22 protein-coding genes and 1 tRNA gene are annotated in these 23,502 nt (G+C 56.3%); 16 read left to right on the plus strand and 7 right to left on the minus strand.

The annotated features are described in order from the left end of the window. Nucleotides 1-18: 18 nt before the first annotated feature. Nucleotides 19-1,137 (minus strand): IPT/TIG domain-containing protein, encoded by a 1,119-nt coding sequence (locus P8935_RS05325; protein ID WP_348263952.1) that lies wholly within the window; start codon nt 1,135-1,137, stop codon nt 19-21. Nucleotides 1,138-1,570: 433 nt separating this feature from the next. Continuing rightward, on the minus strand, nt 1,571-2,257 hold the full coding sequence (locus tag P8935_RS05330; protein ID WP_348263953.1) for a hypothetical protein: 687 nt from the start codon (nt 2,255-2,257) through the stop codon (nt 1,571-1,573). Nucleotides 2,258-2,446: 189 nt separating this feature from the next. Between P8935_RS05330 and P8935_RS05335 the strand changes: the two genes are divergently transcribed. The 5 genes from P8935_RS05335 to P8935_RS05355 all read left to right on the plus strand — a co-directional run bounded on the left by P8935_RS05335 (nt 2,447) and on the right by P8935_RS05355 (nt 9,785). After that, nucleotides 2,447-3,031 (plus strand): sigma-70 family RNA polymerase sigma factor, encoded by a 585-nt coding sequence (locus P8935_RS05335; RefSeq protein ID WP_348263954.1) that lies wholly within the window; start codon nt 2,447-2,449, stop codon nt 3,029-3,031. Continuing rightward, a complete protein-coding gene (locus tag P8935_RS05340) occupies nt 3,021-5,852 on the plus strand; it encodes a protein kinase (protein ID WP_348263955.1) in 2,832 nt (943 codons plus the stop codon). The genes P8935_RS05335 and P8935_RS05340 overlap by 11 nt, the downstream gene beginning before the upstream one ends. Nucleotides 5,853-6,721: 869 nt before the next feature. Next, nucleotides 6,722-7,081: a helix-turn-helix domain-containing protein gene (locus P8935_RS05345; protein WP_348263956.1), complete on the plus strand. Its 360-nt coding sequence runs from the start codon at nt 6,722-6,724 to the stop codon at nt 7,079-7,081. Then, nucleotides 7,078-8,361, plus strand: a complete 1,284-nt coding sequence (locus P8935_RS05350) for a site-specific integrase (RefSeq protein ID WP_348263957.1) — start codon at nt 7,078-7,080, stop codon at nt 8,359-8,361. The genes P8935_RS05345 and P8935_RS05350 overlap by 4 nt, the downstream gene beginning before the upstream one ends. A gap of 215 nt (nt 8,362-8,576) precedes the next feature. Then, nucleotides 8,577-9,785 carry a site-specific integrase gene (locus P8935_RS05355; protein WP_348263958.1) on the plus strand — a complete coding sequence of 403 codons (1,209 nt, stop codon included), beginning with the start codon at nt 8,577-8,579 and terminating at the stop codon, nt 9,783-9,785. Nucleotides 9,786-9,799: 14 nt separating this feature from the next. Here the strand turns inward: P8935_RS05355 and P8935_RS05360 are convergent. Further along, nucleotides 9,800-9,876: transfer RNA gene (locus P8935_RS05360), tRNA-Val, on the minus strand. Nucleotides 9,877-10,064: 188 nt separating this feature from the next. On the opposite strand from P8935_RS05360, the gene P8935_RS05365 reads away from it, so the two are divergent. Further along, nucleotides 10,065-10,661, plus strand: coding sequence for a CDP-alcohol phosphatidyltransferase family protein (locus P8935_RS05365; RefSeq protein ID WP_348263959.1), 597 nt, complete (start codon nt 10,065-10,067; stop codon nt 10,659-10,661). Between the two features lie 77 nt (nt 10,662-10,738). Here the strand turns inward: P8935_RS05365 and P8935_RS05370 are convergent, their stop codons facing one another. Next, on the minus strand, nt 10,739-10,972 hold the full coding sequence (locus tag P8935_RS05370) for a hypothetical protein (RefSeq protein ID WP_348263960.1): 234 nt from the start codon (nt 10,970-10,972) through the stop codon (nt 10,739-10,741). 132 nt (nt 10,973-11,104) lie between these two features. Between P8935_RS05370 and P8935_RS05375 the strand changes: the two genes are divergently transcribed. The 8 genes from P8935_RS05375 (at nt 11,105) to iscX (ending at nt 17,283) form a co-directional block, all read left to right on the plus strand. Beyond that, nucleotides 11,105-11,560 (plus strand): Rrf2 family transcriptional regulator, encoded by a 456-nt coding sequence (locus P8935_RS05375; protein ID WP_348263961.1) that lies wholly within the window; start codon nt 11,105-11,107, stop codon nt 11,558-11,560. A 49-nt stretch (nt 11,561-11,609) separates the two neighbouring features. Beyond that, a complete protein-coding gene (locus P8935_RS05380; RefSeq protein ID WP_348263962.1) occupies nt 11,610-12,863 on the plus strand; it encodes an IscS subfamily cysteine desulfurase in 1,254 nt (417 codons plus the stop codon). Nucleotides 12,864-12,979: 116 nt separating this feature from the next. Further along, nucleotides 12,980-13,399 carry a Fe-S cluster assembly scaffold IscU gene (gene iscU / locus P8935_RS05385; protein ID WP_348263963.1) on the plus strand — a complete coding sequence of 140 codons (420 nt, stop codon included), beginning with the start codon at nt 12,980-12,982 and terminating at the stop codon, nt 13,397-13,399. A 27-nt stretch (nt 13,400-13,426) separates the two neighbouring features. Then, entirely contained in the window at nt 13,427-13,858 is a 432-nt protein-coding gene (locus tag P8935_RS05390; protein WP_348263964.1) for an iron-sulfur cluster assembly accessory protein, read from the plus strand. 22 nt (nt 13,859-13,880) lie between these two features. Next, nucleotides 13,881-14,582 (plus strand): Fe-S protein assembly co-chaperone HscB, encoded by a 702-nt coding sequence (gene hscB, locus P8935_RS05395; RefSeq protein ID WP_348263965.1) that lies wholly within the window; start codon nt 13,881-13,883, stop codon nt 14,580-14,582. Between the two features lie 7 nt (nt 14,583-14,589). Further along, a complete protein-coding gene (gene hscA, locus P8935_RS05400; RefSeq protein ID WP_348263966.1) occupies nt 14,590-16,530 on the plus strand; it encodes a Fe-S protein assembly chaperone HscA in 1,941 nt (646 codons plus the stop codon). A 31-nt stretch (nt 16,531-16,561) separates the two neighbouring features. Then, entirely contained in the window at nt 16,562-16,975 is a 414-nt protein-coding gene (locus P8935_RS05405; protein ID WP_348263967.1) for a 2Fe-2S iron-sulfur cluster-binding protein, read from the plus strand. 89 nt (nt 16,976-17,064) lie between these two features. After that, nucleotides 17,065-17,283: a Fe-S cluster assembly protein IscX gene (gene iscX, locus P8935_RS05410; protein WP_348263968.1), complete on the plus strand. Its 219-nt coding sequence runs from the start codon at nt 17,065-17,067 to the stop codon at nt 17,281-17,283. Between the two features lie 119 nt (nt 17,284-17,402). Here iscX and P8935_RS05415 read toward each other — a convergent pair whose 3' ends face one another. Further along, nucleotides 17,403-17,885, minus strand: a complete 483-nt coding sequence (locus P8935_RS05415; RefSeq protein WP_348263969.1) for a YraN family protein — start codon at nt 17,883-17,885, stop codon at nt 17,403-17,405. Nucleotides 17,886-17,981: 96 nt separating this feature from the next. Beyond that, on the minus strand, nt 17,982-19,376 hold the full coding sequence (locus tag P8935_RS05420) for an acetyl ornithine aminotransferase family protein (RefSeq protein ID WP_348263970.1): 1,395 nt from the start codon (nt 19,374-19,376) through the stop codon (nt 17,982-17,984). 469 nt (nt 19,377-19,845) lie between these two features. Here P8935_RS05420 and P8935_RS05425 point away from each other — a divergent pair, with 469 nt between their 5' ends. Together P8935_RS05425 and P8935_RS05430 are read left to right on the plus strand one after the other, a co-directional pair. After that, nucleotides 19,846-21,726, plus strand: coding sequence for an amino acid transporter (locus tag P8935_RS05425; protein WP_348263971.1), 1,881 nt, complete (start codon nt 19,846-19,848; stop codon nt 21,724-21,726). Between the two features lie 74 nt (nt 21,727-21,800). Continuing rightward, on the plus strand, nt 21,801-22,763 hold the full coding sequence (locus tag P8935_RS05430; protein ID WP_348263972.1) for an EamA family transporter: 963 nt from the start codon (nt 21,801-21,803) through the stop codon (nt 22,761-22,763). 38 nt (nt 22,764-22,801) lie between these two features. Here P8935_RS05430 and P8935_RS05435 read toward each other — a convergent pair whose 3' ends face one another. Beyond that, nucleotides 22,802-23,488, minus strand: a complete 687-nt coding sequence (locus tag P8935_RS05435) for a hypothetical protein (protein WP_348263973.1) — start codon at nt 23,486-23,488, stop codon at nt 22,802-22,804. Nucleotides 23,489-23,502: the final 14 nt, after the last annotated feature.

Below are 23,502 nucleotides of genomic sequence, written 5' to 3' on the forward strand. Positions count from 1 at the left end.
CGATTTGATTGGGCGCGGCTATTGCACTTGAATTGCGGTGAATATGACTTCCTCTGCCTGGGCGGAGCTCGACGGCCCGTTGTTGGTGCAAACCACGCTAAGCGTAGTCGCCGTTGACGAATTGACATAATAGCCCGCAAGAGGAACAGTGCCGGCCGCGAACGGTCCGATAGTTTGGAATGAGTATGGAGTTCCCGGTATGTATTGCCCAGCAACTTGGGCGTAACAACCGATTGTGGCTCCGCCGCTGGAATCCTCGTTATAGAGGACCAATTGTCCGCCCAGTACATACGTTCCAACGTTTTGCAGAACAATAGTCGTAACCGAAACGGGACTACCTTGGAGTTGGATTACAGTGACCGGATCAGCTTTAGCGAAGGATAAGACACCGCCGGTGGGTCCTTGTGGCCCGACAGGGCCTGCGGGTCCCGGGGCGCCGGGATTACCCATCAATCCTTGGGGGCCTGGATCGCCAAGCGGCCCTTGAGGGCCCACCGGGCCAGTCGGTCCAATTGCACCGGCGGCAGCCATCAGGCTCCAGCTCTGGTTTTTGTCGGGAGTGGGACCGTTTGGATTGGGGCCGTTGGGGACGATGGCAATGTAGGACGAGCCGTTGTAGGTGACGACGTTATTGAGTGCGTAGGTTGCATAGGGGTCGAAGGCGTTCAGAAAGCTGAAGCCGATCCCGTTTGCTCCGGCTGGACCGGGCGCTCCGGGGGCACCTGTGAGGCCGCGTGGGCCGGTTGGTCCTGCGGGCCCGGCTGGGCCAGCGAGACCTTGGACGCCAGCGGATCCGGCTGGGCCAGCGGGTCCCTGCGGACCGATCGCTCCGTAGGTCATATCGAATTCGACGCTGTTGCCCGCGCTGTTGGTCAGTGTCAAATTGAATGTGCCGGGCGTCAGGCCCGACGGCAGCGCGGCAACAACCTGGGTGTTAGAGACGGAGGTCACCGTCAGTGCCGCGCCGTTAAACAGGACGGTGGGTTTCGGTTTTCCCGGCTGAAAGTTTGTTCCGGTGAGAGTGACCTGGTTGGTGACGTAGTTGATGATGCCACTCTGCACGACCGGTGCGGCCGTGGCTGAAACAGCGAGCAGTGGTGCGAACAGAAGTAGAGCTATAACGAGAATCCTGCGCATGTAGTGGCCTCCTCGGGCGGGTTGGACAGGGTTTTGTGGAATGCGTCTCCGCGTCGAATCACGCGATGCCGGGCAGTGTGGTGGAAATGGGGAACGATGGCAAGGACGTGAATCGATTGGTTTGGTGAATTTTCTAGCCCTTGCAAGTTAAGGGGTTGCGCCGACCTCTTCAACGCTAGTGCTGTTTTCTTCACCTTCTTTACCTCGAATCATGTAAGACCGCGTGAACTTTGCACGGCAATCCGCGCGGCCGTCTCTTACCTATGCCGCGTCTTGATGCCCGAGCGTCGAAATGGCGCGCAGGCGCGCTCCTTCGAGACTGCGCAGGATACGGTAGACGATCTACCAGGCAGCATCAAAGGTACTCAAGTGGTGGCAGAATCCGGATGCACGCGCTGCACCCCTGGCGAGCGCGTGCATCGTGTGTTTTGCTTCACGGAATCGGAATTCCAACAGCAGCTGAGCTGACGCGAGTCAATAACCACCGCCCGTCGATCTTTTTGGCTTCACCGTCAAGGTCTACATGGCTTTTGGCTGTCCAGTTCGGTAGGCCGGTGGCAGCATTCAACGACACGTCGAAGTAATGGCATTCGAAATAAACCGATGATTTCCATTCTCCGTCCTCGCCCTTTACAGGGAAATACTTGGTTTTGTACGCCGGGGAAAGCGACACGAAGTTATTGCCTTTTTGTAATCCCCCGGAAACATACTTGAAGAACGTGCACAACGTGCCCTGTCGACCGGTTGCAGACGTGTCGAACGTGGGCTCAGGGCAACTTTCAGGATCATCCGGGTCGCCGTTGCCAATATAATTTCCTGCCGTTGTGGCAGTACTGACGACCGTAAGCTGGGCGTCTTTAGCCCAGATGGAAAGTGCCTCGCGGATTCGCTGAGTGATGACTGCCGGCGAATCGCCATTCACTGGATCGTGCACGCTGACCGCCGCGTGAAAGGTTGCGTGAAGCTGTTCCAGTTCAGTCATCTGGGCCAGTTGTTCGTCGTCGTCCCGCCAGTTATCTGCACGGGAAGAACCTGACTGCGCTACAGCCGGGACCGTAAGCAAAGCCCCAGCGAGAAGCATGCTCAGCATCGCTGTCAATTTCTTGAATGTCAACTTCATGTCCGTCTCTCCTTTGATTTGGGACGCGGTTGTCGTTCTTACCGCGCCTGGCTGTCGCCTTACCCGATATAGCGAGAAGCGCTGCCGAAACCTGCAATGGGAGAGAAACTTATTAGGGCGCCTGATCTTGAAACTGCTGGGCGGTGTAATATTTACGCAATCGGCCACTTCTCCGGCCCAGGGATCTGGATGGATGACGCTCTTGGACACGAGATCACCCAACTGCTTCAGGCATGGCGCCGGGGCGACGAAGGTGCTCTGGACAAGCTGACTCCTCAGGTCTATCGCGAACTGCAATTGGCAGCCAGGCGTTGCATGGGAAGGGAACGCGACGGCCACACGCTACAGACGACAGCGCTGATCAATGAGCTATATCTCCGTTTATCCGATTTAAAGCTGATCGACTGGCAGAACCGGGCGCATTTCTTCGCGCTGTGTGCTCGACAAATGCGGCGTATTCTCACTGACCAGGCCCGTGCCCGGCGATCCCACAAACGCGGCGATGGTGCAAACGCAATTTCATTGGACGATGCTCTGGCAGTCTCTCCAGAACCCTCCGCTGATTTGGTTGCTGTAGACGATGCTCTCAATCAACTGGCAAAGGTCGACGAGCGCAAGAGCCAGGTGGTGGTGTTGCGTTTTTTTGGCGGCCTTAGCGTTGAGGAAACTGCGGAAGCATTGAATGTTTCACCTGAAACCGTCGCGCGTGATTGGCGGTTGGCCAAGGCGTGGCTGATGCGGGCCCTAAGCCAAAACAAATCCGATGAAGCCTGAGCGTTGGAGCAAAGTCGAAAGCATTTTTCACAAGGCTCTCGAGGCGGACGAAAGCCGGCGCGGCTCTGTAATCGAAGAGTCATGTGCCGGCGATGAAGAGTTGCGCCGCGAGGTTGAATCGCTGCTGGCTCACCACAGCGACTCTGCCAGCTTCATCGAGCAGCCTGCATTTGCGGACCGAACGAACACCAGCAGCGTTCGGGCCGCGACGGGGCCGGTCGCGCCGAGGCCCGACCTGAAGGGCGTTGCGGTTGGGCATTACCGCATTCTTGAAGAAATCGGCTTCGGCGGCATGGGAGTGGTATACAAGGCCGAGGACACTCGACTTGGGCGTCTTGTCGCGCTGAAATTCCTACCTGAGCACATGGCAGCGGATTCTGTCGCGCTGGAGCGTTTTCGCCGCGAGGCCCGATCGGCTTCGTCGCTGAATCATCCCAATATTTGCACAATTCACGATATCGACGTGTACGAGGGCCGGGAATTCATCGTAATGGAATATCTCGATGGGCAGACACTCGCCACGTATATTGCCGGTCGGCGGTCGGTGGGCACTGAGTTCGTCGCGAAATTGGGAATGCCCATTGCCGAGGCGCTCGGCGCGGCACACTCCAAGGGAGTAATTCATCGCGATATCAAGCCGGCAAATATCTTCGTTACTCAATCGGGACTGGTAAAAGTCCTCGATTTCGGCGTGGCAAAGCTGGTAGCTGAGGCCAATCAATCCGACTCTACCCCGTTGACGGAAACAAACACGATCACGGGAACGCTGCCGTATATGTCGCCGGAACAATTACGTGGTGAGAATCTTGACACTCGGTCTGATATCTACGCATTGGGGGTCGTGCTCTACGAGATTGCAACGGGGCAGCGCTTGTATAGCTCATCGCTGCACGCGCGGCTGGTTGATGAAATCCTGAATGGTCCTGCTTCTCCGCCGAGCAGCATCAACGGAAAGCTGTCGGCAAGAGCTGACGACATTATTCTCAAGTGTCTCGCCAAGGACCCGGAGGACCGATACCAAACCGCTAAAGAAATCGCGGTTGACTTGCGGCACTTGGGCGCGCAGGCGACGAGCGGAGCGGCCTCAGCCGGGAAACCCGGCGTACGAACAAGAAGGAAGGTCCGGCTGTGGTTGCTTGCAGCCGCGGCGGCACTTACGGCAAATCTTGTCTTCCTTCTTGTCAGCTTGATCGGATCTCATGGCCCCACAACCCCATTGGAAACACGCCAGATTACTTTTACAGGTGACAAAAAAGATGGCGGATTGGTTACCGATGGGGCGCGGCTCTATTTTGAGAGCGATGGCCACCCCGTCCAAATGTCTGTAGCCGGGGGCGCTATGCAACCGTTGCAGGCGTCTGTATCGGGAATGAAGATTATAGACGTCTCTCCCGATGCTTCCCAGTTGATGATGTTCAAAGGGGATCTGAACGACGAGACAGATCGCGGCTCTATATGGACCATTCCGGTCCTGGGTGGCTCGCCGCGAAGGCTGGGGAACCTGATGGCGCGGGGCGCAAGCTGGTCACCGAATGGGAATTCGATCGTATACGCGGATTTGAACTCTATTTTTGTCAGCGATGCGAACGGGGCAAATCCCAGAGAAATCTGGAATGCGAATCACCAGGTTGACGGTTTGCCCCGGTTTTCTACCGATTCGAAGCGAATTCAGGTGACCGTGGAGGGAAAACACTCAGGCGATCCACTGCGAATTTTCGAAATGAATGCAGATGGCAGCAATGTGCACCCACTCCCTCTCGATTGGCCGTCTGACGCTGATCAACGAGATGGCCAGTGGACCCCCGATGGCAGACATTTCGTATTTGTCTCGTACCGTGATGGGTTCAGCAGCATTTACGAACTAGTTTCTCCCCCGTGGTTCGAATTCTGGAAGAAAGCCTCGGCCGTACGTGTTACGCCGGCGCAAATGGATGTCGTAGCCATGACTTCGACCAGGGACAGCGCCAACCTGCTTGTGATCGGCAGGATCGCGCAAGGATCGATGCAGGCTTACGATTCTAAAGGGCAACGTTTCATTCCCTTCTTGGACGGCCTGGCCGCTTCGAGTTTCGTGATTTCTCCTGACCGCCAATGGATGGTTTACGCCGACTACCCCCGTCATTTGTTATGGCGCAGCAGGCTTGACGGCAGCGAAAGGCTCGCATTGACAGACATACCAGCATGGATGCCGGAATGGTCTCCTGACGGTAAATGGGTGGTCTTTTGTAATTTCAAAGCAATTTACCGCGTCTCTATCGATGGCGGCGTTCCCGAGCAGCTTACTTCGGAAGGTGGCGATCTCGAGGTCAATCCCACCTGGTCTCCAGACGGGACATCCATCGACTTCAGTGACGTTCCGACTCCAGGACACTCCATTGGTATCAAAGTTCTGGATCTCGCGAGCAAAAAGGTGTCTGTGTGGGCGGGAACGACGGGTATGTATGTCCCTTCGTGGTCGCCCGATGGCAAGTACATGGTCGCAATCGCAAATCCACCTAAACGGCTGGTCCTCTATTCTCGAGAAACAAAAACCTGGAGAACCTTGAAACAATTTGGGGCTGAATGGGGCTACTGGAGGTGGTCAAAGGACTCCAAGTCCATATTGATGGCAAAAATATCCGCGGAGCCCGGAGAGCAACCGGGAGTTTACCGGTTGAATATTGCCGATGCCAAATGGACTCTGGTTGCCCTGTTTAATGGGTTGAGCGTTAGTTCGAGCCCCTTCGAGAACTTTCTCTCGATTACATCCGACGGGCGACCCGTTATGATGAGCGACACCAGCGTCGTACAAATCTATTCTCTGCGGTGGGATCCGCAGTAGCTTCTCCGGTCAGCAGTTGGTAATCGCAATATCCAGAAAGTTTTCGTCGCATCGCCGCACCGAAGCCTGGTTGAGGCAGGACTGCTGGAACGCCAACAGACAATGTACTTGTGATTTCGGGCAAAACGCTCCTTGAGCCATCGAGTTTCTCCAATGCCTCCAACACCTGACCGTAAAACCGCCTATCTGGAAATCTGGTTAGATCCGGATAGGTCCTGAGAAACGCCCTAGCGTCCGCGAGCCTCGCGAGAGTTGCTCTGATGCGCTCTCCCGTTCGATACGCGCCCTTTGTCTGGGCCGAAGCTACTGGGACGAAGTCGAGGAGCACTGCAGCGCGCCTTAGGAGCCGGCGCTTGGAAGCATCGCTGCTAAACAACATACAAGTTATCAAACCGACTGCTCCGACGCGCGCGAGCCTGTTCCAAAAAGCCTGCAATGCCAATTGGCGAGATCGGATGAGGCCGAGTCTCTGACGATCGCAAATTCTTCCCAAACACAGCGCCTAATCGAGCCCTGATATCGATCGACTTAATTAAAAAAACTCAACAGTGTCTGTAAATGATTGAAAAATAATGCTAATCGACGCTATTTGGCTGCAGAGGTTTTTGGAGTCTAATTGTAATTAGACACGGCGTGGCTGGCCCATGTCAGAAATGAGGACCTGTGACGACAAGAGAAAGACCGCCTTAACGCCAGCACGAGCCCTCGGCGCCATGCGGCCCGTGGGCATGCCGGTGCCTCGAGTGGGCGCCGGTCTGAGGCCTGTGACCCGAAGCGGCCCGACCTACGATCGTCGGTTAATTTTTTAGCACCACGATCACCGTCGGCCAAGAATCAACACCGGTAACCCCGGCCCAAGGATAAAGGACTTGAAGCAAGATGTTCGACGTATAGCCTCCCGCAAGCCCGAAGCAGCCCGGATCTCGGGCGTTCCCTCCCTCACCACTGACAACCTGATCTCAGAGAAGCGGCTTATCAAGCACGAGCCGCACATCTCTTCCTGCGGCTCCGAGCCGAGCACGAAAGGCGGCGGATCGAGGCGGATTCTTACACCCGTACTCGCCGCTCAACTATTCGGTTGCGATGACAAGACCATCACTCGCTGGGCAAGAGACGGTTACATTCCCGCCCATCCGATAGGTACAGGCAAGAAGAATTATTGGCGCTTTTTCGAGGACGAGCTTATCGATTGGCTGATGGACCAGAAGAATGGAGCGCTGGCAGCATGAACTCTCCGCAGATGACCCCTGAAAGCCAGTTGGAGGAGACCTCATCAGCCGTCACCAAGAAGGCGATTCGTGTCCGGGAGCAACGATATCAGCGAGGTTCCCTGGCCATATGGAAGCGCAAGACCCTGCCCAACGTGTGGATGTTCCGGTATTACACGCAGGAGGACGGACGTCGCGTCTACAAGAGACGATTCGTCGGCACGGTGCTCGACTTCCCGAAGCAGAAGGACGCGGAGAAGGCGATTATGCAGCTCCGGGTCGAGATCAACGAGGGAGCACAGTGTGCTCCCCTCAACATCGAGCTGCTTGCAGCTCATTACAAGAAGGAGGAATTGCCGCGCAAGGCATACGCAACGATCTTGGGCTACACAGAGTTCCTCGACGATCGCATTGTGCCTAAGTGGGGGACGTATCCACTCTCGGCCATCAAAAGTATTGAAGTTGAGAAGTGGCTGGAAGGCTTGAAGAGGAAGAAGGATGGCAATCCCGTCAGTCCTGCAACTCGATCTAAGATCCGTAACGTCATGTCAGCCATATTCGCCCATGCCATCCGATATGGTTGGGCAACTCACAACCCGATCAGCGCCGTTCGGACCTCCGCGAAACGACTGCACGATCCGGAGCTTCTCACACCTGAAGAAACGCAGGTCCTGCTGATGAGGCTCGACCAGCGTGAACGTGCAGTGGTTCTCCTCGATACTGGTACCGGGTTGAGGAGGGGAGAAGTCTTCGAACTTCGCTGGCGTGACGTCGATTTCGAGGCGGGTGTCGCCAACGTTACACGCTCTATCTATCGCAACGTAGTCGGCGATACCAAGACGATCGCGTCTCGGAAACCCGTGCCGCTTCATCCGATCGTCCTGGATGAGTTGAAGAAGTGGAGGGCGGAGTCACTGTATCAAGCCGACTTGGACTATGTCTTCGCCTCGGTTCAGATGAACGGCGCGCAGCCGCTTCAGCCCGACACGCTCTTCAAGCGGCACATCCGAACTGCCCTAGAGGGAATGGGCGTGAACAAGCGGATCACTTGGCACTCCTTCCGTCACGGCCTCGGCACGATGCTTCGTCAGATGAAGGTCGATGTCAAAGTCGCGCAGGAACTCCTGCGGCATGCGAACCCTCGCATCACGCTGGAGTTCTACCAGCAGGCTGTAACCGACGAGAAGCGCGAAGCGCAGGAGCTGGCTTTGAAGGGCTTTCTCGGATCAACTTTTCCTTCAGCACCCATGAACAACCAGATTGGAGTGAAGAAAGAAGAGGTCATGGCTGCAAGTCTCTGACCGTTAAAGGGAAGTGGAAGGCTTGATTCGATACGAACCAGCTACCTCTTCCGTTTCGATGAAGAGACCTTCACCGTCCGTACCGGAGCAAGAGGGCTTCTTCTCGAGCCTATCGTTTGGCTGAATAGGAGTGGCACGATTAGCTGTTGACCGTGCCTGGCAGGGTTGTAAACTCCTCGTCAGCCATCAGTGCGCTTTCAAAGGAGAAACTCCCCATGAAAGCGCAACGATACCAGCGAGGTTCCCTGGCACTGCGGAAACGCCAGCGTCAGCCTGATCTGTGGGAATTCCGTTTCTATACCGAGGAACGTGGCCGTACTGTCTATCGCAGGCAGCCGGTTGGCTCGGTAGTCGATTTCCCAACACGGAAGGACGCCGAGAAAGCTGTCGCAAAGCTCAGGGTCAAGGTCAACGATGGAGCGGCGTTCGCTCCCATAACGATCGAGCAGCTTGTGGATCACTACAAGCTCCACGAGCTGCCCGAGAACCACAGCTTCTCAACAATGGCAGGCTACACAAACATCCTCGATACCCAGGTACTCCCGAAGTGGGGTGAGTGCAGCTTGTCTGAGATCAAGAGCATGAACGTCGAGAATTGGCTTCGCGTTCTAAAAAAGAAGAGGGATGGCAAACCAGCCAGCCCTGGTTACCGCAGCAAGATCAGGAACCTCATGTCCGCGCTGTTCAGCCATGCGATCCGCAACGAATGGGCTGTTACTAACCCGATCACTGCGGTTCGCACCTCAGCGAAGCGGCTGCGAACTCCCGACATTCTCGCTCCTGAGGAGTTCAGGGCTTTGCTTGGGGAACTCGATCTGCGGGAACGTGTTCTATTGCTTCTCGTCGGAGCAACCGGGTTGCGACGAGGAGAATTGATCGCACTGCGTTGGAGCGACCTTGATTTCGAAAACCTCTTAGTCAACGTCACGCACTCGGTCTGGCACAGTATCGAGGGCAATACAAAAACCGCAGCGTCTCGAAGACCTGTTCCAATGCCGCCGCTAGTTGCGGCCGAATTGGAAAAATGGAGAAGCGAGTCCATCTACCGCTCCAATGAAGACTACGTGTTCGCGTCGGACTTGAAGAAGGGAACACAGCCGTTGCAGCCGGAGATGATCCTGCGGCGACACATAAGGCCTGCGTTGGAACGTTTGCACATCTCTAAGAGAGTAGGCTGGCACACGTTTCGCCATGGACTCGCAACGCTTCTCCGACAGAACGGAGTTGATGTAAAAGTCGCTCAGGAACTGCTCCGGCATGCAAACAGCAGGATCACCCTGGACATTTATCAACAGTCGGTTCCGGAGGAGCGGCGCGCCGCCCAAGCACTAGCGTTCCGCAATCTGGTAGGCGGCCCTGAAAATCGAACCATAAAACACCATGATTTGGAGGAAAAAGAAGAGGTCGTACTTGGAACTGCTTGATTCTGAAGGGGAAATGGTAGGCACGACTGGATTCGAACCAGCGACCTCTTCCGTGTCAAGGAAGCGCTCTAACCAACTGAGCTACGCGCCTGTAGTGCGATCTTGTCCAGTCTACCAGTATCAGCGCCGTCGCGAAAGCAGTGCTATTCCACTCACTCTCAAATGCTGTACCATCGCTATGATTGACGAGCTGACGTCCGCAAATGCAAGCCATGCCGGGTGTTACGCCTCCCCTCAACTGGGGCGCGTAACGGCGATCGGCCAAGAAATCGCGAAACGATGAGAGAAGTTCAAACCCCGCGACCAAACCCTCTCGGCACTGCGCCAAACCTACTCACCGTCATCCGCATCTGTCTTGCGCCACTTTTGGTTGCGGCGATTCTTGAGAATCGATTTGGGTTAAGCTTCGCTCTCTTTGTTGCTGCCGGATTGACAGATGCTCTCGACGGCTTATTGGCTCGTGTTTTGAAGCAGCGCACGGTGCTGGGCCAGTATCTTGACCCAATAGCCGACAAGCTTCTCCTCAGCACCCTTTTTCTTGTTTTGATGTACAAGGGGCTGATGCCGACAACGGTCACTGTACTTGTCTTTGGCCGAGACGTCGGCATTCTTCTCGTTGCGGCAGTCCTATACGCGGTTGTGGGGCGTCGCGAGTTTGGTCCGAGCATCTTTGGAAAAGCCAACACAGTTGCCCAGGTCATGGCGGTAGCGGTCGTCCTGCTCCACCAGATGGTCACTGCGCAATGGGTAGTTGTTTTACGTCTGGTAGCGCTTGACGCAACCATCGGATTGACCGTAGCCTCTGGCCTTCACTATGCGTGGTTGATCGCGTCCCATCGCAGCAGTATAAGCACAGTTGGTTCTTCTCCGAAATAATCGCGAGGCTTTCGTTAACCAATTAGATTGTGGCGTTTAAGGGCTCTTGGCGTTCCGCGGTCGCGGCGTTGATCTGCTCATTCATCCGCCTGTTGTTGTTCCTTCTCGGCAGATTCCTCAATTGCCATATCGTTAAACTCTTCTGAATCAAAGACATCGCCACATTCCAGGCATTCAACATACTCGGTGTCTTCTTGGCGGGAGACGATTCGCACCCTAGGGTGTTTGCAGGCGGTAACCATTGTTTTGAATTTTTGGCTCGTTTTTTTAGTTCTTGCCGCAGATTGTAGCGGCCTTTTCAGCAATTTCAAACGGCAATTTCGTGAAATTTCTTTCTAAAGTCCCTACGCAGGAGCTGAGAAAGCGGTTCCTTCGCTCCATAACAATTGAAAAGCCGACATTATTGGTCGTATACTAAATACGGACTGAACAAGTCGCATATTATGCTGAAGCTCACCAAGAAGGCTGACTACGGGTTGATGGCGCTCAAATATCTGGCCGAACGCCCGGATACGGCTGCCCTAAGCGCCAAAGACATCGCGGATGCCTACGGCATTCCGGCCCAGTTGTTGGCCAAGATTCTTCAGCAGCTGACCAAGTCGGGTATGTTGAAGTCCCACGCCGGCATGAACGGCGGATACGCACTTTCAAGGCCAGCCAGCTCGATCTCGGCTTATGAAGTAATTCTCGCGATCGACGGCCCGTTTTTCATTACCTCATGCACCAAGGGCGCCAAGGGATGCGACCTGACGCCGAGTTGCACAATCAAAGAACCGCTGGCACGAGTGAATGAAACGATTGCCGGCGTTCTGAAGAGCATCAGCATTCAGGATCTTGCTGAGCACGAACATGCGCCAAGCCCAACGCATGAACACAAGTTGGTTTCGCTAACGGTTTAGCGAATAACACTTCGCATAGCCGCGGAGCCACAACAAGACGGAGAGTCGGATGAGCACAGTTACGAGTCACATTGAAGTGCCGGCAGGCGTCACGCTGCCCATATATATGGATAACCATGCCACCAGCCCAATGGATCCCCGCGTGCTGGAGGCGATGCTGCCGTTTTTCACAGCGAAGTTTGGCAACGCCGCCAGCCGCAACCATTCATTCGGGTGGGAAGCGGAGCAAGCCGTCGAAACGGCGCGGGAGCAGATCGCCAAACTCATCGGTGCAACCGCGAAGGAGATCATCTTCACCTCCGGCGCAACCGAGTCGAACAACCTCGCCATCAAGGGCATCGCGGAGATGTATCGCGAGCGGGGAAATCACATCATCACCCAGGTCACTGAGCATAAGGCCGTCCTTGACACCTGCAAGCGTCTTGAGAAGTACGGCTACCGCGTGACTTATCTGCCCGTGAAGGCCGACGGCCTGATTGATCTCGAAGATTTGAAACGGGCCATCGACGACAAGACGATTCTGGTCTCAATCATGGCCGCCAACAACGAAATCGGCGTGCTTCAGCCCATTCGTGAGATCGGCAAAATCTGCCACGAGAAGAACGTCATCTTCCACACCGATGGGGTTCAGGCCGTAGGCAAGGTTCCAGTAAATGTAATTGCCGACAACATCGACGTGCTCTCGCTCACGGCGCACAAGATATATGGGCCCAAGGGCGTTGGTGCACTTTACGTTCGTCGTCGCAACCCGCGCGTGCAAATCGCAGCGCAGATTGATGGTGGCGGCCACGAGCGCGGCATGCGTTCAGGCACACTCAATGTTCCCGGCATCGTGGGACTCGGCAAAGCCTGCGAAATTGCAAATGCGGAAATGGAAAACGAAGCTGCCTATCTACGCGGCCTTCGCGATCGCTTGAACGACAAGCTTCAGTCTGAGCTCGACTACATCCACGTCAACGGATCGATGGAGCATCGCCTTCCCGGCAACTTAAACGTGAGCTTCGTCTACGTTGAGGGCGAATCTCTGTTGATGGGCATCAACGATGTCGCAGTCTCCAGCGGGTCTGCCTGCACCTCGGCAACATTGGAGCCATCCTATGTGCTCAAGGCACTGGGGTTGGGCGACGACGTTGCACATAGTTCCATTCGCTTCGGGCTTGGCCGCTTCAACACACAGGCTGAAGTGGATTATGTAGCGGCCAAGGTCATCGACATCGTGAAGAAACTTCGTGAACTCTCACCACTTTACGAAATGGTGAAAGAGGGAATTGACCTGACCAAGATTGAGTGGCAGGCACACTAGGAATTGGAGTTAAACCCCGGCCACAGTTAATCGTGAACGGGTGAAAGAAGCATCGGCGGGCATGTCCGCCGAATCTAACAGAACAACGCGGCTTCCCCGCGGGAAGGAATTCGGAAATGGCATATAGCGATAAGGTCGTAGATCACTACAACAACCCGCGCAACGTGGGCACGCTCGACAAAAGCTCAGGAGATGTAGGTACAGGTCTCGTCGGCGCTCCCGAGTGCGGCGACGTCATGCGTCTGCAAATCCGTGTCAATCCCGAGACTCAGGTCATTGAAGAGGCCAAGTTCAAGACCTTCGGCTGTGGCTCGGCAATTGCCAGTTCGTCACTCGCTACCGAGTGGATTAAAGGCCGCAAGGTCGAAGAAGCCCTCGAGATTAAGAACACCGACATCGTCAAGGAGCTTTCGCTCCCTCCCGTCAAGATTCACTGCTCGGTCCTGGCTGAAGACGCCATCCGGGCGGCGATCGGCGATTGGAAGAAGAAAAACGGTGTCGCGGAAAACGTCGCTGTGGCTGCTGAGGCAAAGTAAGCGCAGTTTCAAGGTAAGAAGGAAACAATGTCGAACTTTGTATCAATTGAATCGAAGCCGGCGCAGGGCGCAAGCTCTGCACCGCCGCAGCCGGTAGCCGTTTCGGCATCGGCTGCGAATCCAGCCGCGCAGGGTCTTCAAGTCACCGACCGCGCTGTGAAGCGCATCCGCGTGGCGATGGAGAAAGAGGGAGTCTCGCCCACTGAAGGCGGACTCCGTCTAGGCGTTATGGGCGGCGGATGTTCGGGACTCTCTTATTCCATCAAGTTCGATTCGCATCCCCGCGAGCGTGATCGTATTTACGAATTCGACGGCGTGCGGGTCTTCGTCGATCCCAAGTCGTTCGTATATTTGCACGGCATGACGTTGGACTATGAAGAGACCTTGATGCGGCAAGGGTTCAATTTCATCAATCCGAACTCCTCGCGCTCCTGCGGCTGCGGTTCATCCTTCTCATAGTCCTCCGCTCTGGAGTCTCCTCATGTTGAAAGTTCTCGATTCTGCAGTACCGGTTGCGTGCTGGTCGTGCGCCGTCGCGCACAACGATGCGACGTTATTCTGCCCGCACTGCAGCAAAATTCAGCCGCCTCCGGGTGGCGATTACTTTTCTGTCTTCGGCCTGGTGCCGCAACTGGATCTCGATCTGGGCATGCTCGAGCATCAATTCCACAAGCTCAGCCGCAAGCTCCATCCCGATCGCTTTGCCCGCGCGCATGAAAAAGAAAAGCAGTGGAGCCTGGCTGATACCGCTCTGCTCAACGACGCATATCGCACGCTGAAAGATCCAATTCGCCGCACAGAATATCTACTGAAGTTGCACGGCGCAGAGATCGGCGAAGAGCACGCAGGAAAGGATCGCAAAGACCAGAAAGATCCATCGCGCGTTCCAGCCGACCTGCTCGAAGAAGCATTCGACCTCAACATGCAGCTTGAAGAGATGCGCATGGCGAAAAAGATGGGCGACACCGATCCCGATCTCCAGTTGAGTCTCCAACAGGCAAAAAAGAAATTCGATGGCCTTCTCGATGACGTTGACCGCGACCTCCGCGCTCAGTGGAAGGTGTGGGATGCAGGCTGTGAGAATGCTCGACAGGAATCGCAGAAGAGAATGGTGGGCCTGCTCGATCGGCGGCGCTACATCGGCAATCTTGTTCGCGACGTGACAGAAACGCTGGGAGCCTAAGAGGAACATGGCAGAAGGACGCGTAGTCGGAATCGACCTGGGAACAACGAATTCCCTGGTCGCCTATATGGAAGCGGATAAGCCGGTGGTTATTCCCGGCGTTGACGGCTCAAATCTTGTTCCGTCCGTAGTAGCACTCGACCCCATGCCGGCCGATGGCAACAGACCTACCGTGACGGTGGGCAACAGCGCGCGCCGCGTGCTTATTGAAACGCCTGAGCGCGTCATCTATTCCGTCAAGCGTCTCATGGGTCGTGGGCTTGAAGAAGTACAAAGCGAATTGAAGCTTTTCCCCTTTCGGCTTGCCGATGACGTAGAGGCAGGGGAAGTGCCCCGCGTCCAACTCGGCGAACTCCGCTTCACACCGCCAGAGATTTCCGCGTACATTCTGCGCCAGCTCAAGCGCAACGCTGAGCGCTTTTTCGGATCGCCGGTAACTCAAGCAGTCATTACCGTTCCCGCGTATTTCAACGACGCACAGCGTCAGGCTACGAAAGACGCAGGTCGCATGGCTGGCCTTGAAGTCTTGCGTCTGGTAAATGAGCCAACCGCAGCAGCGCTCGCTTACGGACTCGACCGTGCCAACGTTGGGACCATCGCCGTCTACGATCTCGGCGGCGGCACCTTTGACATTTCAATCCTCAAGCTCAACGATGGAATCTTTGAGGTGCAATCCACCAACGGCGACACGCACCTCGGCGGCGACGACATCGATAACCTGCTCCTCGCAATCGCTCTCGACGAAATTTACGCGGAGCACGGAGTGGACTTACGCAAACACCCGAGTGCCGTACAGGCCCTGCGCAAAGCGGCCATCGACGCGAAGATTAGTCTCTCTAATGAGCAAGTCGCTCGTTTCGATATCGAACTCCCCAACGGAGATCGCTATCAGCGCGAGATTCCTCGCGACGTTTTCGAACAGTTGATTGAGCCAGTGCTCAGCCGTACCGTCGGTCCTTGCAAACAAGCTCTCGCCGATGCGGGCATCACTCCCGAACAAATCGACGAAGTGGTAATGGTCGGTGGATCAACACGTATCCCTGCGGTTCGCAAACTGGTCGATGACCTGTTCCATCTGGCCGCTCGCGGCAAGAAGCCGCACATCGAATTGAACCCGGATGAAGTTGTTGCGCTTGGCGCGGCCGTGCAGGCCGATATTCTCGCCGGCGCCTCCAAGACGACCGAAGAGATGCTGCTGCTGGATGTCACGCCTCTCTCCCTCGGCATCGAAGCTCTCGGCGGAACCGTTGCGAGAATTATTCAGCGCAATTCGACAATTCCCGCATCGGCCACAGAGCACTTCACCACCGGCGTCGATGGCCAGACCAACGTTGCAATCCATGTTGTACAGGGCGAACGCGAATTGGCGGCGGATTGCCGCTCTCTGGCGCGTTTCGATCTCAAGGGCATCCCTCCCATGAGCGCCGGTCTCCCTCGTATCGAAGTGAAGTTCCTCATCGACGCCGACGGCATCTTGCAGGTCTCCGCCCGAGAGCAACGCAGCGGACAGGCCGCGCAGATAGAAGTCAAGCCGACCTATGGATTGACTGATGAGCAGGTAGAAAGCATGATTCTCGACTCATTCGATCATGCGGAAGAAGATTTCGCCAAACGTCTGCTGATCGAGGCACGCAACGAGGCCGACACAATTCTCTCCGCCGTCGAGCGAGCGCCCGAGAATCCGGCATGGCAGCAATTGCGTGGGGAAGAGCAGGCATCAATCATGGCTGCGCAAAGCAGGCTTGCAAGCGTGAAGCAAGGCGACGACCTCGCCTCCATTCGCGAAGCGACAGCAGCCCTCGATCTGGCCACGCGCCGTTTCGCGGAGTTGATGATGGATTCCGCCGTTACAACAGCGATCCGCGGCAAGACGATGGACGCTGCTGATGAAGATCTGGGAGAAGAAGTAACCGCCCCACACCCCATGGCCCGCGCCGAGTTCAAATAGCGCGACGAGAACGGAATTTGAGGATCGATTTATGAGCGAAGCAAACACCAAGAATATTCCCCTGGATAAGCTGGTCCGCGTCACCTTCATGCCTGAAGGCAAGACGGTGGAATTTGAATTCGGCACCCTGCCCTACGACCATCACGGCAAGCCGATGTCGTTCCTTGACGTGGCCGAGAACTTCGGCATCTTTCTCGATCACGCTTGTGGCGGCGTCTGCGCCTGCACCACATGCCACTTGTGGATCAAGGACCAGCAGGGAATCAGCGAAGCCGACGACGACGAACTCGATCGCATGGATATGGCCGCCGATCAGCAATTGAATTCGCGCCTCGGTTGCCAGGCCGTCATCACCAAGCCCGGCAACTACGTAGTCGAGATCCCCAAGTGGAATCGCAACTACACATCAGAAGGCAAGCCGCTGGCGATGGCCGAAAACAAGTAGCGGCGCAAGCTTGGGGGCCCCATACTTTTCACGTCCTTGTGGAAAGGTGGGATCGCACGATATTCGTTCTATCAATTCAAGGAGCAAGCATGCCCCGCGAAATTATGTGGACCGACTCAGAAGAGATCGGCATTCAACTGCAGGAAAAGTTCCCCGAGATCGATCCGCTCACTGTCCGCTTTACGGACCTGCACAAATATGTGACTGAACTGGAAGGCTTCGCCGACGACCCCACCAAATCAAATGAGTCGCGCCTCGAAGCGATCCAGATGGCGTGGCATGAAGAGTTCGAAGACGCGAAAGGCTGAAGGTCTTTCGTCTTAACTCTGCTTACTTGAACCGTAGCTCTGTCATTCCGACCGACCAACGGGAGTGGAGGAATCTGCAGTTGCTTTTTCTGCTCGAACCCCAACATCATGCGGCCCCGCTAATCGCGCCATCCCTCACCCCACCCGAACGATCCCTCAAAGTGCTGGAACTCCCTTTCCATTCCCGGCACCTGGTAAACACTCACAACATCGAACCGCACCGGTGGCGCTGTCGCCTGCGGAAGCTGCCGTATATATCGCCGCGCCAGGCGTCGCAGTACGTGCCGCTTGTGTTCATTAACGGCCACTTCAGCAGGCGTCAAGTCGTGAGCCGTGCGAGTCTTCACTTCAATGAAGCAAAGCATCGGCCCGTCCCACGCAATCAAATCAACATCGCCCGGAACATCGCCAGAAGACCAGCGCCTCGCCACAACCGTGTAGCCCTTGCGCTGTAGATAAAACAACACCGCGTCTTCGCCTTCGATGCCAACAGTAAGGTGCGCAGGCAAACTCCCAGCGCGGCCGCGTTTCTGCGACAGCCAATGCAAGCCGTGCAGGGCTCGCTCCATCCACGCAACCCGCACCAGTCTGATTGATTCCATGCAAACCATTCTGCGCCGTCATTCGACTCAAGCGCAAACGGCAGCAACAAAAAACGCCGCGCATATGCGCGGCGTTTTCTGCGAAGCAATGTGAACTCAGGCATTGGCAACCGCAAGTTCGCCGGAATGAGCGTGCTCTTTCTCCACCTGCGTCAGGCACTCTTCAAGAATATCGAGCGCGACCGTTGCTTCTTCTTCACTCACCACCAGCGGTGGGCAAAGTCGAATCGACGTTTCGCCGCAGCCCAGGATCATCAGCCCCTTCTCGAAGCAGAGAGTCTCCACGCGATTCCTCAATGCAGTTGCGGGCTCACGCGTTGTTTTGTCCTTCACCAGTTCCACGCCGATCATCAGTCCACGCCCACGCACATCGCCCACCATCGCGTGAGTCTTCTTCCAGCCATGCAGGCGCTCCAGCATCTTTGCGCCCACCTTCGCAGCATTATCAATTGCCTCTCGTTGCAGGATGTCGATCGTCGCCAGCGCTGCGGCGATCGAAACTGGATTACCGCCGAACGTCGACGCATGCGACCCAGGAACCCAATCCATAATCTCCGCCCGGCTCATGCAAACCCCAAGCGGCATCCCACTGGCAATGCCCTTCGCCATACAGACAATATCCGGTTGCACGCCTGAGTGTTCGATTGCCCACCATTTGCCCGTGCGACCAGCACCAGACTGCACTTCATCCACCACCAGCAGAATCCCGTGCCGATCGCAAATCCACCGCAACTCGCGTAGAAAATTATCTGGCGCAACCACGTATCCGCCTTCACCCTGAATCGGCTCTACAAAAATCGCAGCTACCTCTTCCGGCGGAACAATGGTCTTGAACAATTTTTCCTCGATGTAGCGCGCACATCCGAGGCTGAACGCTTCCTCTTCCTGTGGACCACCCGTACATCCGCGATACGCATATGGATAGCGCACATGCGTCACGCCCGGAACCAGCGGCGCGAAACGCCGCTTCTGCTGTGGCTTCGACGCGGTCAGTGACAAAGCGCCCATTGTGCGGCCGTGAAACGCACCCAGGAACGCAATAATGTGCTGCCGCCCCGTGTGATATCGCGCCAGCTTCAACGCGCACTCAACGGCTTCCGCGCCGGAGTTCCCATAGAAAAAGCGATGCGGCCCCGGCATCGGCGCAACCGCTGAAAGCTTCTCTGCAAGTTCCGTGAGCGGTTCATTGTAAAAATCTGTCCCGGAAATATGAATCAGTTCTGCCGCCTGCTTCTGAATCGCAGCAACGACTTCAGGATGACAGTGGCCGGTCGAAGTCACGGCAATGCCGGCAGCAAAATCAATGAACTCGTTACCGTCCACATCCTCGATGCGCAGGCCGCGTCCGCGTTTTGCCACTAGCGGATAGGAACGCGTATAGCTCGGAGAGATCAGACGATCGTCGGCTTCCACAGCGGCCTTGGCCTTGGGGCCCGGCAATGCGCCGATCAGCTTTGGTCCAAACTTGGCATGCAACTCTTCTTTATTCATCTCTAGTCTCCTCGTCAGATTCGTTTTGGCAGCGCCGGGTGTGGCGATGCCGCGGCCCAGGGGTGGGTCATTTACGTTCCGCAGACTGGCAAAGTCCACGAGAGAAGGCGAGGGCCTTCGGCGGTCAGGAACTAATCGCCGCCGAAGAGACTAGGTCGGGTACGGGTCGGCAGGACGCGCAGGTGGCGTCGAGGGCAAATGCTCCGTGCGCGCGCCCGCGACCAGCGTTTTGTCGCCGGTACCGGCTGCAGTGCGCATGAAAATTGCCTTTGCATGGGAAGCCCCGCTGGTCGCAGCATAGCACGCGTCCACAATGACTTTCCATCAGTTTCGCGCTTGCAGCAAGAGGGACATGCCCTTCCCCGCTTATGATGGGGTGCCACCCTGGACGTAAATTACAGCGGCGAATCGATGCAAACGCCGCATCCAACTGACTTTGGTGGCTATCGAGATCGGGTGACGGAACTGGATGACGAAGTTAGGCCTGGCAAACTGGCTACTGGCAGATCTTAGGCTCCCCAAGGGAGTGCATGAACCGGCTGAGCCCGTGCACCCGTGGTGGAGCGTCATGTGCCTTACGGGAGTGGATTACTTCTCGACGCTGGGGTATCAGCCCGGCATCGCCTTTCTCGCAGCCGGTGCACTCTCTCCCCTTGCGACCCTTGTACTTGTACTGGTCACGCTCTTCGCCGCTTTGCCGCTCTATAAGCGCGTCGCGCAGGCTAGCCCCAACGGACAGGGCAGCATCGCCATGCTCGAACGCCTGTTTCCAGAGTGGGGTGGCAAACTCTTTGTCCTTGCCCTTTTGGGGTTTGCGACCACCGATTTCATCATCACCATGACCCTCTCCGCGGCGGACGCTGCGGCACACTTCGTTCACAATCCGTTCGCGCCAAAGTGGCTCTCCAGCCAGATGCTCGTCACCCTGCTGCTGCTCGCGATTCTCGGTGCAATATTTCTGAAAGGCTTCAAAGAAGCCATCGACATCGCCGTCATTCTCGTCGCTGCCTACCTGGTGCTGAATGCAATCGTCACGGTCCGGGCAGTGATGGCGATTGCTCAACATCCCGAGGTAATTGGAAAATGGAAGGCCGTACTCTTTGCCCAGCATCCTCATTGGCTCGGCATCGTTGCCGTTTGCCTTCTCCTTTTTCCGCGTCTGGCCCTGGGTTTGTCGGGATTTGAAACCGGAGTCGCCGTCATGCCCCTGATCGCCGGGGCCGATCTTGACGCTCGCATTCGCAACACGAAGAAACTGCTCACGACGGCCGCCGGCATCATGAGCGTCTTTCTCATCGCCACCAGTTTTGTGACCACCGTTCTAATTCCTCCGAAGGCTTTCGCAGACGGCGGCGAGGCCAACGGACGTGCCATGGCCTACCTGGCGCACCAATATTTCGGCAGCGCCTTCGGATCTGCATATGACATCAGCACCATCCTGATTCTCGCCTTTGCCGGAGCGTCCGCAATGGCCGGGCTGCTCAATTTGATTCCACGCTATCTGCCGCGCTTCGGCATGGCGCCGGAGTGGGCGCGCGCAGCGCGGCCATTAGTGCTCGTGTTCATGGGAGTGGCGTTCTTTGTCACCTTCGCATTTCACGCCAATGTCGACGCGCAAGGCGGAGCCTACGCCACCGGCGTGCTGGTACTGATCACTTCCGCGGCATGCGCCGTCACTCTCGCCGTATGGCAGTCTCGTCTCCGCTGGGTCTTCGTACCCGTCACGCTCATCTTCATCTACACCACGGGAATGAACATCTGGGAGCGTCCAGAAGGTTTGAAGATCTCCTGCATTTTCATCGCAACCATCATGTTCGTCTCCTTTATCTCGCGTGCCACGCGCTCTACTGAACTCCGCATCACCGGCGTCGATTTCTCGCCGGAAGCACTCAGCATCATCAAGTCGTGCGGAGATCGCCCGCTTCGCATCATTCCGCGCCGGCCTAAATCAATAGCAACCTGCGACGACCTCGACAATATCGAAGCGATCGTGCGCAAGTACCATGCCCTTCCCGAGCATGCGCCGATTGCTTTTCTCGAGGTGGAGCGAACCGATGCATCGGAATTCAATCAGCGCCTGTCCCTCGACGGGCAGCGGGTTCGCGGGCATTGCATTCTTCACGCACGAAGTCCCATGGTGGCGAACTCCATCGCCGCCCTGTTGATCGAGATCGAGAAAATCACCGGTCAAGTGCCGCACATCTACTTCAAGTGGAAGGAAGGAAATCCGGTAGCGAATATCTTCCGCTTTCTCTTCCTCGGCGAAGGCGATGCAGCGCCGATTACGCATGAAGTCTTGCGAAAGGCAGTTCCGGACATCTCGCACCGTCCAGTCGTGCACGTGAGCTGATGCCTTTGCCGCAGTAAATGATCAGTGTGCATTCCAGTGCATATTTTCAAATGCGTCATTGATGACAAGCTACGATGGAATCACACGTGGCCTCCATCAGCCGAGAAGCGAGTCATCCCGCGAGCAAGCCCGCGACGAAATTCTCCATCGCGATCGCGTTCGCGGGCGTGTACTTCTTCTGGGGATCGACTTACACGGCCATCCGCATCGGTGCTGCCGAAATGCCCGCTCTTCTCTTGGCCGGCACGCGCTTTCTAATCGCAGGATCCATCCTGATGGCGTGGTGCAGATTTCGCGGATTGCGCCTTGCATTTCCTGCCCGAACCATGGTGATGTTGGGCGTCCTGGGCCTGTTGCTGCTCGGCGGCGGCAATGTGGGACTGGTCTACGCGGAACGAACGCTGCCCAGCGGCTTCTGTTCTCTGATCCTCGCCGTAATTCCACTCTATGTAGCGCTTATCGAAATGTTTCTTCCCGGTGGGGAACCAATGCCGCGGCGCGGATGGCTCGGCATGACCATCGGCTTCATCGGTTTGGCAACCCTGCTCTGGCCCTCGTTGCGAACTGGTTTCAGCGGAGATCGCTCGCGTTTGCTGGCCATCTGCGCATTACTCGCGGGAGCGCTCTCCTGGACGATCGGCAGCATTCTTTCGCGTCGCAGAAAGTTGCCTGTGAATAGCTTTGTCGCCGCATCCTGGCAGATGCTCGCGGCCGGAGTCTTCAACACTGCGGCCGGAACCGCCCTGGGTCAATGGCCCCAGTTTCACCTGAACCGTACTGCGATCGGATCGTTGGCATGGCTCGTCACCGGAGGCTCATTGCTTGGCTACACCGGCTTCATCTATCTCATCGAGCACGTACCCGTGGCCAAAGTTACGTCATATGCCTACGTCAATCCTGTAGTCGCGGTGCTTCTAGGAATTCTCTTGTTGCACGAGCGCCCCGAGCCAGCCGAGTTTCTGGGAATGGCCGCGGTCGTCCTCGCTGTTTTCCTGCTCACCACTGCGCAGATGAAAGCCAAGCCTCGGTCGGCATAAGCACTTGAACAATTCTCGGCGCTCGGCGTCTAGGGGCGTTAGTTGGACGGTTTCTTGTCAAAGGTAGTTGCCGGAACCAAAGTGGGAAAGGAGTCGTTGTCCAGCGAAACGGCACCGTGCTCAAAAGACTGTAAGTCGGCGGGGTCGGCCGCGAAAAGCATCCAGCAAACGGCGCCATTCTTAAGCATGCTGCATACCACATCCAAAGTCTTCTTCACCTCTGGGTGAGCGATAGAAGTTCCCAAGCCGCGCTCAATCCAAAAACTGTGGGTTCCCAATGCATATGCGGCGTATAAGGGATCGGCGACTGTCCAAGTCTTCTTGAGGCTCTGCGCCACACCTCCGGCGAATGAGGCTAGATCGCTATCGGAGAAACGATGTCCATAGCAATCAAATGAAAGCGCAACAATGACTACGGAGGAATCTCCGCGAGTAGCTTTGAACGGGAGTTGAATGCATGAGAGAGCGGTCTTTTCCTTCTCGGAGGTCGCCTTCTTTTCTGCCTGCTGCTGCACCACCGGCAGCATTGGTTTTGTATCGATGATTTCCCAATCCGCGGGAAGAGCGTAGCTGAAGCCCAATTCACTCGTGAAGCTTGCAGGCTCTCTGTCCCCGCTTCCTTGCAGCACAGGGTTAGAGTTGACTGGAGGAGTGGATTTGGTTTGCGCAGCCGCCAAGCAGACACACGTCAAGAGAGTCAGTATTGAGATGGCCTGAGTCCGCATGATGCAGCGAGTCT

The sequence above is a fragment of the Telmatobacter sp. DSM 110680 genome (assembly GCF_039994875.1).
GTDB lineage: Bacteria > Acidobacteriota > Terriglobia > Terriglobales > Acidobacteriaceae > Telmatobacter.

Excerpts from the sequence above, each read along its gene's own strand:
- P8935_RS05325 (WP_348263952.1), bottom strand. The coding sequence starts at position 1,137 with ATGCGCAGGATTCTCGTTATAGCTCTACTTCTGTTCGCACCACTGCTC.
- P8935_RS05330 (WP_348263953.1), bottom strand. The coding sequence starts at position 2,257 with ATGAAGTTGACATTCAAGAAATTGACAGCGATGCTGAGCATGCTTCTC.
- P8935_RS05335 (WP_348263954.1), top strand. The coding sequence starts at position 2,447 with ATGGATGACGCTCTTGGACACGAGATCACCCAACTGCTTCAGGCATGG.
- P8935_RS05340 (WP_348263955.1), top strand. The coding sequence starts at position 3,021 with ATGAAGCCTGAGCGTTGGAGCAAAGTCGAAAGCATTTTTCACAAGGCT.
- P8935_RS05350 (WP_348263957.1), top strand. The coding sequence starts at position 7,078 with ATGAACTCTCCGCAGATGACCCCTGAAAGCCAGTTGGAGGAGACCTCA.
- P8935_RS05355 (WP_348263958.1), top strand. The coding sequence starts at position 8,577 with ATGAAAGCGCAACGATACCAGCGAGGTTCCCTGGCACTGCGGAAACGC.
- P8935_RS05365 (WP_348263959.1), top strand. The coding sequence starts at position 10,065 with ATGAGAGAAGTTCAAACCCCGCGACCAAACCCTCTCGGCACTGCGCCA.
- P8935_RS05375 (WP_348263961.1), top strand. The coding sequence starts at position 11,105 with ATGCTGAAGCTCACCAAGAAGGCTGACTACGGGTTGATGGCGCTCAAA.
- P8935_RS05380 (WP_348263962.1), top strand. The coding sequence starts at position 11,610 with ATGAGCACAGTTACGAGTCACATTGAAGTGCCGGCAGGCGTCACGCTG.
- iscU (WP_348263963.1), top strand. The coding sequence starts at position 12,980 with ATGGCATATAGCGATAAGGTCGTAGATCACTACAACAACCCGCGCAAC.
- P8935_RS05390 (WP_348263964.1), top strand. The coding sequence starts at position 13,427 with ATGTCGAACTTTGTATCAATTGAATCGAAGCCGGCGCAGGGCGCAAGC.
- hscB (WP_348263965.1), top strand. The coding sequence starts at position 13,881 with ATGTTGAAAGTTCTCGATTCTGCAGTACCGGTTGCGTGCTGGTCGTGC.
- hscA (WP_348263966.1), top strand. The coding sequence starts at position 14,590 with ATGGCAGAAGGACGCGTAGTCGGAATCGACCTGGGAACAACGAATTCC.
- P8935_RS05405 (WP_348263967.1), top strand. The coding sequence starts at position 16,562 with ATGAGCGAAGCAAACACCAAGAATATTCCCCTGGATAAGCTGGTCCGC.
- iscX (WP_348263968.1), top strand. The coding sequence starts at position 17,065 with ATGCCCCGCGAAATTATGTGGACCGACTCAGAAGAGATCGGCATTCAA.
- P8935_RS05415 (WP_348263969.1), bottom strand. The coding sequence starts at position 17,885 with ATGGAATCAATCAGACTGGTGCGGGTTGCGTGGATGGAGCGAGCCCTG.
- P8935_RS05420 (WP_348263970.1), bottom strand. The coding sequence starts at position 19,376 with ATGAATAAAGAAGAGTTGCATGCCAAGTTTGGACCAAAGCTGATCGGC.
- P8935_RS05425 (WP_348263971.1), top strand. The coding sequence starts at position 19,846 with ATGACGAAGTTAGGCCTGGCAAACTGGCTACTGGCAGATCTTAGGCTC.
- P8935_RS05430 (WP_348263972.1), top strand. The coding sequence starts at position 21,801 with ATGGAATCACACGTGGCCTCCATCAGCCGAGAAGCGAGTCATCCCGCG.
- P8935_RS05435 (WP_348263973.1), bottom strand. The coding sequence starts at position 23,488 with ATGCGGACTCAGGCCATCTCAATACTGACTCTCTTGACGTGTGTCTGC.